A 16,826-nucleotide genomic window follows, 5' to 3' on the forward strand; every position below is an offset into this window, starting at 1 on the left:
TTCAATGCGTAGGCAGGCAATAGCATTGGGCGTCGGGCTTGCACTGTTGTGCAGTGCATCCGCGCGCGCGCAGCTCGCCCCGCAGGTCAACCCCGGCGCCATCCAGACTGACATCGACCGCCAGCGGCAGCAACTCGAGCGGCAGAGCCAACCACCCAAGCTCCAGGGCCCGGGCGTGGTCGGCGGCGAGCGGGAAAAGACCCAAACCCTGAAACCAGGTGGTCCAAAATTCCTGCTGCGCAAGCTTGAATTCGATTCATCCAAGTTCATTACGCCCGAAGAGCTCGACGAGATTGCGAAGAAATATATCGGCAAGGATGCCGATATCGCGACACTTCAGCAGGTCGTAGCCGACATCAACGCGGTCTACGCCGAACGCGGGATCGTCACGGGGATCGCGACGCTGCCGGATCAGGATGCCAAGGGCGGGATCGTTCGCATCAAGCTGACGGAAGGTCGTCTGCAAAAGACCACCATCGAGGGCAACAAGCAGACGTCGACATCCTATATCCTGCCGCGCGTCCTGGCGCCGGAAGGTGAAGTCCTCGATGTGCCGAAGCTCAACCGCGATGTGATCTGGTTCAATCGAACCAACGACGTGCAGATCAAGGCGTTGTTGCAGCCGGGGACCAGCTTCGGCCTGACCGACCTGCAATTCGCCGTTATCGAACCACCCACCGATACGCTGCAATTATTTGTCGACAATCAGGGTGTCCAGAACACCGGCCGGTTCGAAGGCGGCGCGTTTTACCGGCGTCACGGCCTGTTCGGCGTGGATGATCGCCTGACCTTCTATGGGGTGAGGTCGGACGGCAACCTCAACGGCAACGTCGCCTATAACATTCCGGTAAACCCGTGGGGCGGCCGCGTCGGCGTGAGCTACACGCAAGGGAAGATCAAGATCATCGACGGACCGTTCGTCGCGCTCGACGTAACCGGGCGATCGACCCAGGCCTCCATCAATTTCAGCCAGCCGGCCTGGGTTACTCAAAACTGGCTGCTGCTGCTCAATGCGGCGCAGACCGACGGCAATACGGTAAGCCGGTTTAGCACCGTTGCGGTCACCAGCGACCGCTATCAGCGAACCACGGGTGGGTTTTCGTTGACCAATTCCGGCAACAATTATTCCATCACCGTCTCGCCGTCGATGAACTACATCGAATGGCACGATTACATTCTGAACGGCAACCGAACCTTCAATACCTATACCGGCAGTGCGATAGCGACGGGGACGGGGCCTGCCAATTTCAGCGCCAATCTGCTGGGCAGCTGGCAATATTCGCCGACGAAGCTGTTGCCGGGCGACCAGATCTTTTCGATCGGCGGCCCGACCACCGTGCGCGGCTATCCCACCAATGCGGTGGCCGGCGACAGCGGCTACTATGTCAACGCCGAACTGCACTACAACTGGTCGGCCATTCTCAAGGGCCTGGACACGTATGTGTTCACCGATTGGGGCGCAGTGTTCTCCACGTTCCCCGGCATCGTGGAATTGAGTTCGATCGGGGTGGGTTTCTCGTGGACGATGGCGCCGTCGCTGACCTTCGAGGGCAGTTATGCAACGCCGCTGAAACTGGCGATTTCCACCCAGCGGCACTACGAATACTATGGCCGGTTCATCTTCCGGCCCTTGCTGATGTTCCCAAAGCAAAATACGCCCGGATAGACCGGCGATCGGGATTCCAGCCGCGCCGCTCCGGGCCAGTGTTCCATCATCTGAGGTGACCGCGTTGCCATTCTCGACGCGCGTCCCGGAAATGCTATGCAGGGCACGTGAGCAATTTCTGCGGAGTTCGTAAGATGCCCAACCCATCACGGCGCGTCGCCGTCGTCGGCCTTGGTCCGATCGGGCGGAAGGTCGTGGAAGCCCTGGATCAAGGCATCGACGGCCTGGTCCTCGCGGCGGTATCGGTACAGGACCCGGCCAAGCATGGCGATTTTCTCGCCAAATTGAAGCGTTCGCCCGCCGTCCTGCCAATCGACGATCTCTGCGCGGCGGCCGATATCGTGATCGAGTGCGCACCCAGCAAGCTCGTTCGATCGATTGTCATCCCGTTCGTGAGCCGCGGTAAAACTGCGATCGTCCTGAGCGTGGGCGCGCTTCTCGAGAACGAGGATCTCATTGCGCTGGCCAGGCAAAACGGCGGCCAGATCGTCGTGCCGACCGGTGCGCTGATAGGTCTCGACGCGGTCACCGCCGCGGCGGAAGGCAATATCCAGTCGGTCAGAATGGTAACGCGAAAGCCGCTCAATGGCCTCGCCGGGGCTCCCTATCTGGTCGAAAACAACATCGACATTGCCGGCATCACCGAGCCCTTGAAGATTTTCGAGGGCACCGCCCGTGATGCAGCCAAGGGCTTTCCGGCGAATCTCAATGTGGCCGTGGCGCTTTCGCTGGCGGGCCTTGGGCCCGACCGGACCACGCTGCAGATCTGGGCCGATCCAACGGTGACCCGCAACGTGCACCGCGTCGAAGTGGAATCGGATTCCGCGCGCTTTTCGATGACGATAGAGAACATTCCCTCGGAAAACCCCAAGACCGGCCGCATCACGGCACTTTCGGTCATTGCATACTTGCGCAAGCAAGGTTCAGCCTTGCGCGTCGGAACCTGAGGATCAGGCGGTGAGGGGAGGCCTCACTTCATCAACGACATCCAGCGCTCCGTGGCGCCGATCGCCGCCGACCAAAGCTGGTCCGCAGGCTGACCGCGGTGCAGCGCTTTGCCGACCTCGCAGATCGCCATAAATGCACTGGAGCGCGCCTCTTCGACCTCCAGCGGCTGCTCGCCGCTTCCCTGAACCAGGCCGACCAGTCCGTTCAGTATCGGCAAGGCTAACTGCGCCGGCTGATCTTCGGCGGCTTTCAAGGCGTCCAGCACGCGCGTCGCTTTCTCGAAATCACGCATCGCGACCACTTGCCAAAGCCCGAGGGATGAAAAGCCCAGGATAACAGGGTGGGCTGGATAATCGCCTAATTTTGGCGGAAGGGGTGTCCTGTCAACCGCCTTGAAATTGCTTATCTTTTTCTGGTCGTCCGATCAAGACCCACGGTCTAGATTACGGACGGAGGAGGCAGGGGCTCAGGTCAACTTCGATCGCCACTTCTCGCGGCGGCCCTTTTATATTGCGCGACGTTCGTCGCATTGTTCAGCATGAGCTTCATCTTTGCAGGGTCGTTGACATCACCCGAGGGCGTGTTTCTCAAAACCCTAAGAATCATCCTGTCACTGACGCAGGGCATTGAATCGATCCTTGGCCTCCTGAATGCCACCGGCGCGCGCCTTCGCATAAAATTCGCGAGCCTTCGTCACTTCGCCGCGCGTTCCGTACGTCCCCCATCCGGATAGGATGGCGGGATCATATGTCTCCGCGAGCATGAAGCTTGCCTGCGCGCTCCCTGTTTCGGCAGCGCGCTCTAGCACAACACGGGCAGCACCGATGTCGCCCTGACCGAGCAACGCCTTGGCGAGCGCGATCAACCTGATCGGATCCGGACTACCTTGCGCTTGCGTCTCTACGGCCGCCGGCCGTGCTATCGAAGCCGTTTCCTCCGCTTGCGCGGCCTCGGGCGTCTGGCTGATCGCCGCAGGCTCAGGCTTAACGCGCACGTTGCTCGTACGCCGCGCGGACTCCAGATCCCGTGCCATTGCCGCCGCTCTTTCGCGTTCTTGCTGCAGAGATTGTCGCAGTTCCGCCATTGCGTGTTCCGCCGTCCGTTTGACCTGCGCCGCTTCGTCGCCCGCTTTACGCAATTGCGCCGCCTGGGTCTCAATTTCCCGCTGCGCCGTCGCTAGTTCGCTCGCGAGTGCGGCACCGCGCGCGCGTTCTTCATCGAGCGTTTGACGATATTGCACCGAGCTTGCGGTTAGCTCCCGTCGCACGGTGTCGACCTGCTGCGCGAGGGCGGCCGCTTTCCCACGCTCCTCTCCGAGCGCTTGAGCGGAATTCGCGATCTCCGCCCGCAACTGCAGAGTGAGCCGGTCGACAGTGCGGCGGGTCTCGGCAAGCTCATTCGTCAAGCTGTCAGTAGGTTGTTCCTGCTCCAGAGATTGTCTCGCTTCCGGCGCGAACGCCTTCCCAGCCTGCTTGACCTGCGCGCCGGCAGAGGCTCTGGCCTGATCGGCTTCGGCCTGTTCCTGAACCGCCAGTAAATCGGCCGGCGACTTGGTGTCTCGCTCGACCTGCAGGCGATTGATGCCGAAGACACCCTGGCGACCGGCGTCTTGGGTAACATAACCCGCGACTTCGGAGCGGAAATAAACGCCGACAATCGCCATCGCGATGAGAGACGCTATGATCGACCCAGCTACAAACCGCCTCGGCGATCTGTCATCCTCTCGCAGCAGATATTTGTCGCGCGGTCTTGGATACCAATGTGTCGGTGTAATCTTGCTCGGCTCGCCGTTTTCAGCCACCCATTGATACGTCTTGCGCGACCAGTGAGCAGTGTCATAGCTGCCGCTCGCGTCATCCTCGAGAATGACGACTTTCCCGTCTCTTGGCGCGGTCTCGATAGCTTGGCGCATGCAAAGAGACTTCCTCTGCGCTATCGAGCTCCGTGCTCAAAGTTATTGGTAACACAATGTGATGCCAAAATATGCCTCACGCTGGATCGAACCTACTTAACGCTGTCATTTGACGGTTTTCTGAAGGGCGTCCGTAAGAGTACAAGGTCCTGAAATGGATGCGACCAAGGTCCCGAAACTCGCCAAGCCGCGCGATGTCCGTTGATCGGCTACTCCATGGCCGCCGTCGGCCCTACCAACCGGCATGGTGCGTGCGAGAGTAGGTAGGAGGTGTTGTGAGGAATGGCATTCACCTGCGCCCCTCAACGGCTCTCCAGGTTTTCGTGCCGTTATCCGTAAGTTTACGGAGACGCCTTGTGTTCAATATTGTACATTGAGACTGGAACGAATGTCCGGTTTCTTTAGCAGGTCACCGGTAATTTGTGAGGGCGACCATCGTGCTCGGCAGAGATTATTTCACGCGTCAGGCGGAGACGCTTCTTCAACTCGCCAAGTCAACAACCGATCCCCAGGCTGCGGCCTCCCTGATCGAGAGGGCCGCCGAGCTTCACACCCTCGTTGAAGAGTTGGGTTCGGCCCCAGACCCAAGCCCTCCAGAGTTGAATCGCCCGTAAGGTCACCTCACGAGGCGTAAAGCGGCGCCAGGGCGGTTTCCCCTCAAGAGAGCTGACGCGTTTGCGAACTTGCATTTCCGAATGAGCCGTCCACCTCACGATCGCTCAGCGCTTGTGCAGCAATGACAACTTCGAGGCGGTTACGGGCGTTGAGTTTTTGCATCAGGATCGTCATGTAATTTTTGACGGTCTTCTCGCTGATTTTTAGCGAGGTGGCGATCGCTTTGTTGGTAAAGCCCCGCAACAATAGTCGAACGATCTGGTCCTCGCGAATGCTGAATCTGACGGCTTCGGCCGCCACTCGTCGCAGCGATGCGTTTCGCAATCCTGCGATGACCTGGCTTGCAAAGCTTTGTGTAATGTACGTTTCGCCATGCCGAACCGCTTCAACAGCCTGAATGAGCTCCTTCGCGCTGCTGCCTTTCAGAACATATCCGTTTGCACCAGCATCCAGTGCGCGTATCGCGGAGTCGACGCCGGTCGCAGCAGTGAACGCGACTATCTTTGTGTTTGGAGAGACCTTGATGGACGTCGCGATTGCCTCGTAGACGTCGCCCGCCATGCTTAAATCGACGATGATGACGTCTGGATGGAACCGCAAGGAAATGTCGATGATGTCTCTTGCCGTCGAACCCGTCGACAAAATTTCGAGACCCTGAGCCCGCGACAACAGCGCAACGATGCCTTCAATCATCAATGGGTGGTCGTCTACCAAACCAATGGAAACCGTACTCATAATGTCCCCTGCAATTCGACGCGTTGAAAATATAACGCAATCAAGATGTTCATACATCATTTACTTAAGGACTACCTCGAATGATCCTGTATCCTCACAGTTGTGCGTTAGAGGGAACTGATGTGAATGGAGATCGCGCGCCGATCATCGCAATTCTAATTTTCTGTTCGCGCGACGGGCAGCTTTGCTCGAATTTGCGTCCCGATGCCGCGCTGCGATATCACCTCAAACGTGCCCTTAAGGGCCTCGACACGGTTACGCAAACCCGCAATGCCAAGGCCAATCCTGCTGCGCCGGTTCGCATGATTGTTGTCGACCAGCCCCGGGCCACTATCGCTCACCGCAACGACGATCGATTGCGCATCCGCCCAAACCTCGACGCGCTGTTCCATTGCTTTCCCGTGATGAAAGGCGTTGTTCAATCCTTCCTGCACGATCCTGTACAGGCATATTGTCACCGGTAGCGTGAGATCTGCGGGCAAGTCACCAATCTGACGGCCGACCTTCGTTCCTGTCGCATCCTCGTGGTTCTGTACAGCAAGCCGGAGTATTTCATTAGGCGTCAGCCCCTCCAATTGGGGGAGCACAAGTCCGGTCGAGATATCGCGGAGTTCCCTGAGTATCCGCGCCGTCAGGGCTTCGGTGCCGGCATTGTCGGGACCGCCACAGCCGACCTCGGCTCTATTCGTGCCACTCGGTTCGGTCAGCTTGAGCATTAAAAGGCTCACGAGTTGGATCGGCCCGTCATGCAGATCCTGTCCAATCCGCGCAAGGAGATTTTCGTTGGAGTTCGCGGCCTCCAGACGCGCATTATCTGCCGCTCGACGCAACTTGTGATTCTGCGCGGCGAGCTTCTTAGCCTCCACCACATTCTTCATGAGAGTTGACTGGTAGTCGGTGACCAGGTTTGCAGCGCGGCGAACCATCAGGAACAGAATCAACATCATCGGAGCGGTGGCCGCACCAACGATCCCCATTGATATGAGACGGATCGAAACAAGATCGTCCGCAAGTCGTCTGCCATCAGCATAGACCTCGCCGATGGCGATGATCGTCTTTGTCCCTTTGCGGAATAGCGGGGCATAGATTTCGACGAGCGGAACATGCAGGCTTCTCCCGGTGGCATTCTCCACGGCGTCCAGATAATCGAACTCGCTGTTTACCTTGCCTGCGGCGGCTGCGGTGATGTGATGCGAAGGAAATTTCTCCCCGACTGATTCCTTATTGGTCGAGTACACCAGCGTCGCATCCGGCAACCAGATCTTGATCAGTTTTACGCGCTCGCCCAGTTTTCCATCAAGCAAGTCATCGAGCTTTTTCACACTTTCTGGAGACAGGTTGCGGGAAGTGGCGAGGTCTTGCGCTAATGGACCGAGGAAAAGTTCGGTGAAGAGGGCGCCTTCTTCGGCGGCCGTTTGCATCATGCTTGCTTCAATGCGGTGCGAGATGACGAACGCGAGCAGTGCCATCGAGACCGCGATCGTTATGGCGGCAGCTATGACAAACTGATGAGCAAATCCGAGTGAAGGAGTCTTGAAGCCGGTCTTAACAGACGACCGAGTCATCGCCGTGGGTCCTTGCCTAAAGCGAGGAGCAGCTTTTTAAATTTCCGCGCCGCGTGACAAGCGCTCCTCGTCTAAATTCATCGTCCGGCAATCGTAGCACATCCAGGGGCATGAAATACATCCGACTGATCTATAGAGCCGTTAACGCTAATGAGGCCGATCATAATCGGTCAAAGGAAGCACCTCAGCCGGACGATGTCTCGGGACTTTAGTCCCCGGCTTTTGTGGGACCTTGTTCCCCGTTCAACAGGGGACCTTGTGCCTCGTACGTCTCGGGACCTTGTCCCCTTATCCGCGCGCTTCGAAAAATCTCAGAATGGCATCGTCGAGGTCTGAGCCAGTGTTGGCATCACATCATGAGCGACATTGGTTTCAACGACCCGGCCGCGGCTGCGGTCTGTTCCAACAACAGGTGAGGGTGTCATGGTTGCCTATATCAAAAGCGATCTGGAATTCATTCTCGAGCAGATCAAGATTGCTGAGGCCCATGCGGCCGGTCAGCCCCTGTATGGGGTCGGCGGCCTGATTCCGGCCTACAATCTCTCGATGGGCCTGCGCACCGTCGACGGCAGCTACAACCACTTGCTGCCGGGACAGGAGCAGTGGGGCGCGGCCGGCAACCAGTTTCCGACCCTGCTGGATCCGACCTACAGGCCCTCGACCGGCCAGGTCGACATGGATGGCCCCGGCCCGGCGCCCGCGATGGGGCAGTTGAACTACAACCCCTCGAACAATCCCGGCTCGCTCGTCTTCGATTCGAGCCTGCGCACCATTTCCAACCTGCTGGTCGACCAGACCCTGGCCAATCCCGCCGCGATCCTGACCGCGCTGCAGCGCGCCGGTTCCGCCGATGCGATGGCCGATCTTCCGGCGGTGACCGCGATCTACCAGACCTTCAAGCCGGCCTTCGACGCCGAGTACCAGGCGCGGGTGGTGATGCAGAACGCGAAGGCCGCTGCGGAGGCGCTCGGCGATGGCGATCCATTGACGATTCCAGAAGCGGCTGAGCAAACCGCAATCGACGCATGGACCGCGGCGACCGCGACCCACGCGGCCACCGTGGTGGACCTGGAAGCGGCGCGCGTCGTGCGCGACGTGGCCCTTGAGCCCTACGGCATCGAAATGCAGGGCGACAACGTCTACCTGCCCGCAGTAGCGCCGGACGAAGGCCTATCGGCGCCGTTCAATTCCATGTTCACCCTGTTCGGCCAGTTCTTCGATCACGGTCTCGACCTCGTCAACAAGGGCGGCAGCGGCACCGTGTTCGTCCCGCTGGCGACGGACGATCCGCTCTACGTCCCCGGCAGCCACACCAACTTCATGGTCCTGACGCGCGCCACGGTATTGCCGGGTCAGGACGGCCTCATGAACACCGCCGACGACATCAGGCCGGTGAACACCACGACCGCCTACGTCGACCAGAACCAGACCTACACCTCGCATTCCTCGCATCAGGTGTTCCTGCGCGAATACGAGCTCAACGGTGGTGTTCCGGCCGCCACCGGCAAGCTGATCGAAGGCGCCAATGGCGGCATGGCGACCTGGGGCGAGGTCAAGGAGCAGGCCAGGACCATTCTCGGCATCAACCTGACCGACTTCGACGTCGGCAGCGTTCCGCTGCTGCGCACCGACGCCTACGGCAACTTCATTCCGGGAGCGAACGGCTTCCCGCAGCTGATCACCGGCGTCGGCCTTGACGGCATTCCCAACACCTCCGACGACGTCGTCGTACAGGGCAATCCTGCCGCCCTGGATCCCATCACGGGCCTCCCGGCAGGCATCTCGACGGCCGGTGCGCTACGCACCCAAAGCGCCTTCCTCGCCGACATCGCGCACGACGCCGTGCCGGTCGGCAAGATCGCCGACGGCGACATCACGATCGGCCTGGCGAATCCCGGCAACGGCGACACCGAATACGACAACGAACTGCTCGACGCGCACTTCATCGCCGGCGACGGCCGCGTCAACGAGAACATCGGACTCACCGCGGTCCATCACGTGTTCCATGCCGAGCACAACCGGCTCGTCGGGCACACGAAGGAGCAGGTGCTCGCGACCAACGACCTGGCCTTCATCAACCAGTGGCTCGAGACCGACATTGCCGCCCTGCCTGCGACCCCCGCGGAGGTGGCCGCCCTGGTGTGGGACGGCGAACGCCTGTTCCAGGCCGCCAAGTTCGGCACCGAGATGCAGTATCAGCATCTGGTCTTCGAGGAATTCGCCCGCAAGGTCCAGCCCAACATCAACGTCTTCCTGGTGCCGGACGGCTTCGACACCTCGATCAATCCCTCGATCGTCGCGGAATTCGCCCATGTGGTGTACCGCTTCGGCCACTCGATGCTGACCGAGTCCATTGACCGCTTCGACAGTTCCTTCGCCGCGAACCACATCGGGCTGATCGAGGGCTTCCTCAACCCGCTCTCCTACGATGGCGGCGGCACCAGCACCGCCCACACCCTGACCGACGAGATCGCGGCGGGCGACATCATCCGCGGCATGACCCGCCAAGTCGGCAACGAGATCGACGAATTCGTCACCACTGCGCTGCGCAACAACCTGCTCGGCCTGCCGCTCGATCTCGCGACCATCAACCTGGCGCGCGGACGCGACACCGGCGTGCCGTCCCTGAATGCCGCCCGTCGTGATTTCTACGAGGCGACCAACCAGGAGGAACTCCTCAAGCCGTACGACAGCTGGACCGATTTCGCCGGCCATCTCAAGCACGAGGCGTCGATCATCAACTTCGTCGCCGCCTACGGCACCCATACGCTGATCACCGGCCAGACCACCCTGCAGGGCAAGCGCGACGCCGCGCTCACCATCATCACCGGGGTCTCGGTCGGCGGCATGGAGGTTCCGGCCGACCGCCTGGACTTCCTGAACGGCCTCAACGCCTATTCCGGCGGCGATCTCGGCGGCCTCGAGAACGTCGACCTCTGGATCGGCGGTCTCGCCGAGGAGATCATGCCGTTCGGCGGCATGCTCGGCTCGACCTTCAACTTCGTGTTCGAAGTGCAGATGGAGCAGCTGCAGAGCGGCGACCGCTTCTACTACCTGCAGCGGCTCGACGGCCTGCATCTGTTCAGCGAGATGGAGAACAACTCCTTCGCCGCCATGATCATGCGCAACACCAACACGACGCATCTGCCGTCGGACGTGTTCTCGACCCCGGGCCTGATCCTCGAGGTCGACCGCGTGACCAGGCAGTTCAACGACCTGGACGGCGACGGAACCCTCGAGAACGACGATCCGACGGGCACGAGCCTCCTCACCCCGCTCGTTCTGCGCGACAATCCGGCCACTCCGGGCGCGGAGGCCAACTACCTGCGCTACACTGGCGACGAACACGTCGTCCTCGGCGGCACCGACCAGGCCGATACTTTGATCGCCAGCATCGGCGACGACACCCTGTTCGGCGACGCCGGAAACGACCGGCTCGAAGGCGGCTTCGGCAACGACATCATCAACGCCGGCGACGGCGACGACATCATCAAGGATATCGGCGGCGACGACAACATCAAGGCCGGCGCCGGACATGACGTGGTGCACGCCGGCCCGGGCCTCGACCTGGTCATGGGCAATTCCGGCCAGGACTTCATCTTCCTCGGCACGGACATGGGCTCGGAGGTCTTCGCCGGCGAGGGCAACGACTTCATCTACGGCAACAGGAACGCCGAACGGATCCTCGGTAACGAAGGAAACGACTGGATCGAAACCGGCACTTTCGACGGCGCTCCGGGCGACAACTTTGACGAAATTTTCGCGCGCGACTCGATCGACGGCCACGACGTGTTCCTCGGCGACGGCGGCTTCGACGAGTTCATCGCCGAGGGCGGCGACGACATCATGGTCGGCAGCCTAGGCCGCGGCAAGATGGCCGGTATGTCCGGCTTCGACTGGGCGACCTACAAAGACAGCAACATGAAGGTGGACGCGGACTTCACCCGCGGCATCGTGTTCGACGAGAACCCGAACCCCCCAGGGTTCGGGACGCTCGATGCCTACGAGTCGGTGGAAGGCCTCTCGGGTTCCAAGTTCGACGACGTGCTGACCGGCGCCGACACTCTTGCGGAGGAACGCGGGCCCGCTTCTGCCGGTGGCTCGGAAGGATTCCGCGGCAGTGCCCTGACCAAGGAAGGCATCGAGCGCATCGCCGGGCTGCAGGCCGTCCTCGGCCTCACCAACGCCCAGATGGCGGCCCTGACGACCAACGCCATCGCCTACAATGCCGGCGAGATCATCCTCGGCGGCGCCGGCAGCGACACCATCATGGGCCGCGCCGGCGACGACATCATCGACGGCGACAGCTGGCTCAACGTCCGGATCGCCGTTCATGCGGAGGCTGGTCCCGACGGCGGCATCGGCCCGATCCTGACCTACCACAGCAGCATGACCACGCTGGCCGCCAGCATGTTCTCCGGCGCGATCAATCCGGGTCAGCTCGCGATCGTCCGCGAGATCACCACCGACGGCGTGAATGCGGCGGACGTCGATACCGCCAGGTATCAGGGCAACCGTTCGGAATACGCCTTCTCGGCTACGGCGGCCGGCGAACTCATCGTGTCGCATGCTGTCGAGGACTCGCTCGACGGCACCGATCGGCTGCGCAACATCGAAAGGCTGCAGTTCGCCGACGGCAACCCGCTCAACATCATTGTCGGGACGGCGGGCAACGATACGCTCACCGGCACCGCGCTGGACGACCTGATGCTTGGCCTGGCCGGCAATGACGTGCTCAACGGCGGCGCGGGCAACGACATCCTCGTCGGCGGCCCGGGTGGCACGACGACGACGACGACGTCGGCGACGTATGCCGACAACTTCAACACCAACAACTTTGGCAATTCCACCGGCTCAGCCACGTGGGGGCCGGATTGGGCGGAGACGGGCGACAACAACAGCCCAAGCAATGGTCAGATCCAGATCGACGACGACGTCGCCAATGTCCTTGCCTTCGTCACTGGCGACGGTGCGCAAATCCAACGCACCGTCAATCTCGCGGGGGCGGCGACCGCCAGCCTGAGCTATTCGATTGTCGAAAACGGCCTGGATGCGAGCGACGACTCGATCGCGGTGTCCTTCTCGCGTGATGGGGTGAACTTCGTTCAGGTCGATCTGATCGACTCTGCGACGAACAACGTCCCCACCCGGACGATCGACCTGTCCCTGTTCGGTACCGGTCCGTTCACGGCAAACGCGGCCATTCGCTTCGTGGCTTCCAGCTTTGAAGCTGGGGACAGTGTCAACATCGACAATCTTGTCGTCAACTTCACCTCCGTCAGCGTCGCCACCGGCGTGGATACCCTCAACGGCGGACTCGGCGACGACACCTACTCGTTCAGCCTCGGCGACGGCAACGACGTCATCAACGAAGGCGTCTCCGCCACCAGCGGCGGAGCCGCCGATCGGATCTCGATCCTCGCACCGAGCACCGGCATCGACCCGGTGACCGGCCTGCCGATCCTGACGATCACCTCGCTCAATGCCAGCGACAACAACGGCGGCACCCAGACCGGCGACCTGGTGATCGACTACACCCTGCCCACCGGCACCCAGCAGACCATCACGGTGGCCGGGCACTTCACGGGCGGCAATGCCCAGACTGGCGTCGAGCGCATCAACTTCAACGGCGCCAATTTCGCCGGCTACGCGCTCGGAGCCGACGACTACCTCGTCAGCCGCTCCGATCCGGGCAACCGCGACAGTGGCGGCGTCAATCTAGCGGCCTCGACCGCCAACAACTTCATCGTCGGTGAGACCGGAACCTCCGACGAAATCGTCGGCGGCAGCGGCAACGACCTGATCTTCGGAGGCGCCGGTGCGGGCTCCAACGACCTGGTCGGCGGGCTCGGTGACGACCTCCTGGTCGGCGGCACGGGCAACGACGATCTCGACGCCCGGGACAATGACGATGACGACAATCTGGATCTGGTAGGAGCACTCGGCGCCGACACGATGGTCGGCGGCGCGGGCAACGACACCTACGGCGTTGATGACCTGCTGGACGTCGTGGTGGAAGCCGCGAACGAGGGAACAGACACGGTCGAGACCTTCATGGCCGAACTCTCCATCGCGAACATGGCCAACGTCGAGAACCTGGTCTACAGGGGCGCCGATGCCGACCCGTTCGTCGGCACGGGTAACGACGGAAACAACATCATTTCCGGCGGCGACCTCGCTGACACCCTCAACGGCGGACTCGGCGACGACACCCTGAACGGCGGACTCGGCAACGATACGCTGATCGGCGGCGACGGCATCGATACGCTCAACGGCGGCGACGACGTTGACACGCTGAACGGCGGTATCGGCAACGACAACCTGAACGGCGGCGCCGGAGCCGACGTCATGGCGGGCGGCGCCGACAACGACACCTACGTCGTCGACGACGCCGGAGACGTGGTGACCGAACTTGCTGCCGGCGGCACGGACACGGTCCAGTCCTCGATCTCCTACACCCTCGGTGCGGAGCTCGAGAACCTGACGCTGACCGGCGGCGACGACATCAACGGCACAGGCAACGCGCTCGCCAACACCATCAACGGCAATGGCGACAACAACCAGATCTTCGGCGGTGGCGGCAACGACATCATCGATGCCGGCAACGGCACCGACCTGGTCGACGGCGGCACCGGCGACGACACGCTGAGCGGCGGCACAGGAAACGACACCGACACCATCATCGGCGGAGCCGGCAACGACACCATCAACCTGCTTCCGACCGACGGGGGCAACGACGTCCTCATCTACAACAGCGCCGGCTTCGGCAACGACATCGTCAACAACTTCGATGCGAACGCAACTGGCGGCCAGGACCTGATCAACCTCAGCGCCCTGGGCATCACCGCCGCCAACCTGGCCACCCGGGTCATCGCCACTCAGGTGGGCGCCAACGTGGTGCTCAACGTCCGGGACGCGTCCCTGGCGACGATCGGCACCATCCAGGTCAACAACACGACGGTCGCCGCCATCGACGCGACCGACTACATCCTGTCGGCGGCGCCGACGGGCACGACGATCAACGGCAACGACACCGGTCAGACCCACACCGGGACCGCAAATGGCGAGACGATCAACGCCGCGGGCGGCAACGACATCGTCAACGCCTTGGGCGGAAACGACGTGGTCAACGGCGGCGAGGGCGCGGACACCCTCAACGGCGGCGACGGCAACGACACGCTGAGCGGCGGTACCGGCAGCAACAGCGGAACCTACGTCGATGCCTTCGGAACGGCGTCGTATTCGAACAGCAACGGCACGGTCGCCCTGGCTACGTCCTGGATCGAGGGCGGCGGCGAGACCACCAGCCCGACGGCAGGCGACATCACCATCTCCGGCGGACGCCTTCAGTTCAACCAGAACGTCGATGGCGGCGAGACGATCGAACGTGCCGTCAACCTGACGGGAGCGACGGCGGCGTCGGTGACGTTCGCCTACGAGGACGACAATCTCGGAGCGGGCCAAAGCGTCATCGTGCAGGCCCGGAACGTCAACACCAATGCCTGGGAGACGCTGACGGGTGGTACGCTCGGAAGCACCACGGGCAACGGCAACGGCACTTTCAATGCGACTTTGACTGCCAATCAGATCGGCTCCAACTCGGCCATCCGCTTCCTGACCGCCGGAGACGGCAACAACTGGGACAATAGCGACAACTTCTACATCGACAACTTCACGGTCAACCTGACCGCGCCAGGCCTCAACGCCGGGGCGGACACGGCCAGCGGCGGAACCGGCGACGACACCATCGTCTGGAACGCCAATGCGGTGGCTCCGACCGATGGCCGCGACATCGTCGACGGCGGCACCGAGGGCGCCGCAGGTGACACCTTCGTCATCAACGGCAACACCTCCAGCGAGGTCTTCAACATCTACACGCTGGCCGCCTGGGATGCCGTGGTCGGCAACGACCTCGCCAGCTTCGCCGGACGGACTCCCGAGATCGTCATCACCCGCAACGGCACGGGCTTCGCCAATGTCATCGCGGAACTGAGCGAAATCGAGGAAATCCGCATCAACAGCGTCGAGCCGACCGGAACGAACGGCGGCGCGGGAGCCGGCGATACGTTCAACGTCATCGGCGACTTCGCTCCGACCAGCCTGCGCCTCAACACCATCACGATCGATGGCGACGACGGCGACGACATGATCGACATCTCGGCCCTGACTTCGGCTCATCGCATCGTGTTCAAGTCCAACGGCGGCAACGACACCATCATCGGCGCCCTGCAGGCCGAGGATGTGATCGAGCTTCCGGCGGATGCGGATCCCGCGACCTACCACCTGGTCGAAAACCAGGACGGCACCAAGACCGTCTCGAACGGGACCCATTCGGTCACCTTCAGTGGCGTCGTGCCCTCCCAGTTCCAGACCGACGAACCGGACGAGGACGAAGACGAGAACGAGACGCCGCATGACGACGACGAGGAAACGCCGACCGCAGGCGGCGACGACGAGGAAACCACGGCAACTGGCGTGGTCCGGACCGGAACCGCGCAGACCGACACGCTGGTCGGCACTGCGGGCGACGACCACATCGTCGCCTTCGCCGGAGACGACATCGCTATCGGCGATGCCGGGGAAGACGCGATCGTGGCCGGCGAGGGTGCCGACTTCGTCAGCGGCGGCAGCGGCCGGGACGTGATCTCCGCAGGAGCCGGCGATGACCACGTGTTCGCCGGGGCCGACGCCGACATGGTCTACGGCGATGCGGGAGCGGATCGCATCTTCGGCGAGCAGGGCAACGACCTGATCAATGCCGGGGCCGGCGACGACACGGTGTTCGGCGGTGCCGGCAACGACCTGATCGTGGCCGAGGCCGGCGACGGCAACGACGCCTACTTCGGCGACGAAGGTACCGGAGGTTCCGGCATCGATACGCTCGACATGTCGGCCACGGGTGCGGCCGCCACCGTCAACCTGGGCTCCGGCCCGCTGATGAACGGTAGCGCGTCGAGTTCCCTGACCGGCAACGACACCCTCTGGGGCATCGAGAACGTCAACACAGGCTCCGGCAACGACGTCATCGTCGCCGGCACCGCGGCCAACGTGATGAATGGAGGGCTCGGCGGCGACACCTTCGTGTTCAGCTCGGTGGAGGCGGCGAAGGGCGACACGATCGTCGGCTTCGAGCCCGGCGACCGGATCGACCTCAGCGGCATCGACGCCAACTACGCCACCGACGGCAACCAGAGCTTCACGCTGGTTTCCGACGCGGCCTTCACCGCCGCGGGCCAGCTTGCGGTGACCTATGAGACCCGCAACGGCGAGGACTTCACCGTCGTCCAGGGCAACGTCGATGGCAACGCCGCCGCCGACTTCAAGATCGAGATCGCGGGCCACCAGAACCTCGGCTCCAACGTCACGCTTTAAATCGCGACCTCAG

7 protein-coding genes are annotated in these 16,826 nt (G+C 62.1%); 3 read left to right on the forward strand and 4 right to left on the reverse strand.

All coding sequences use genetic code 11. The features are described from left to right. Nucleotides 1–4 precede the first annotated feature (4 nt). Nucleotides 5–1,666 carry a ShlB/FhaC/HecB family hemolysin secretion/activation protein gene (locus JQ629_RS01010; RefSeq protein ID WP_212410512.1) on the forward strand — a complete coding sequence of 554 codons (1,662 nt, stop codon included), beginning with the start codon at nt 5–7 and terminating at the stop codon, nt 1,664–1,666. Nucleotides 1,667–1,800: 134 nt separating this feature from the next. Beyond that, complete coding sequence (locus JQ629_RS01015; RefSeq protein ID WP_212410514.1) at nt 1,801–2,613, forward strand: aspartate dehydrogenase; 813 nt, start codon at nt 1,801–1,803, stop codon at nt 2,611–2,613. A 23-nt stretch (nt 2,614–2,636) separates the two neighbouring features. Here the strand turns inward: JQ629_RS01015 and JQ629_RS01020 are convergent, their stop codons facing one another. The 4 genes from JQ629_RS01020 to JQ629_RS01035 form a co-directional block, all read right to left on the reverse strand. Beyond that, complete coding sequence (locus JQ629_RS01020) at nt 2,637–2,906, reverse strand: hypothetical protein (protein ID WP_212410516.1); 270 nt, start codon at nt 2,904–2,906, stop codon at nt 2,637–2,639. Between the two features lie 318 nt (nt 2,907–3,224). Continuing rightward, nucleotides 3,225–4,526 (reverse strand): coiled-coil domain-containing protein, encoded by a 1,302-nt coding sequence (locus JQ629_RS01025; RefSeq protein WP_212410518.1) that lies wholly within the window; start codon nt 4,524–4,526, stop codon nt 3,225–3,227. A gap of 657 nt (nt 4,527–5,183) precedes the next feature. Next, entirely contained in the window at nt 5,184–5,876 is a 693-nt protein-coding gene (locus tag JQ629_RS01030) for a LuxR C-terminal-related transcriptional regulator (RefSeq protein ID WP_212410521.1), read from the reverse strand. Between the two features lie 155 nt (nt 5,877–6,031). Beyond that, on the reverse strand, nt 6,032–7,441 hold the full coding sequence (locus JQ629_RS01035) for a sensor histidine kinase (protein WP_212410523.1): 1,410 nt from the start codon (nt 7,439–7,441) through the stop codon (nt 6,032–6,034). Nucleotides 7,442–7,864: 423 nt separating this feature from the next. Between JQ629_RS01035 and JQ629_RS01040 the strand changes: the two genes are divergently transcribed. Then, nucleotides 7,865–16,813, forward strand: coding sequence for a peroxidase family protein (locus JQ629_RS01040; protein WP_212410525.1), 8,949 nt, complete (start codon nt 7,865–7,867; stop codon nt 16,811–16,813). Nucleotides 16,814–16,826 lie beyond the last annotated feature (13 nt).

Origin of the sequence: Bradyrhizobium sp. AUGA SZCCT0222, assembly GCF_018130205.1 — a bacterium.
In the GTDB taxonomy this organism is placed as follows: Bacteria; Pseudomonadota; Alphaproteobacteria; order Rhizobiales; family Xanthobacteraceae; genus Bradyrhizobium.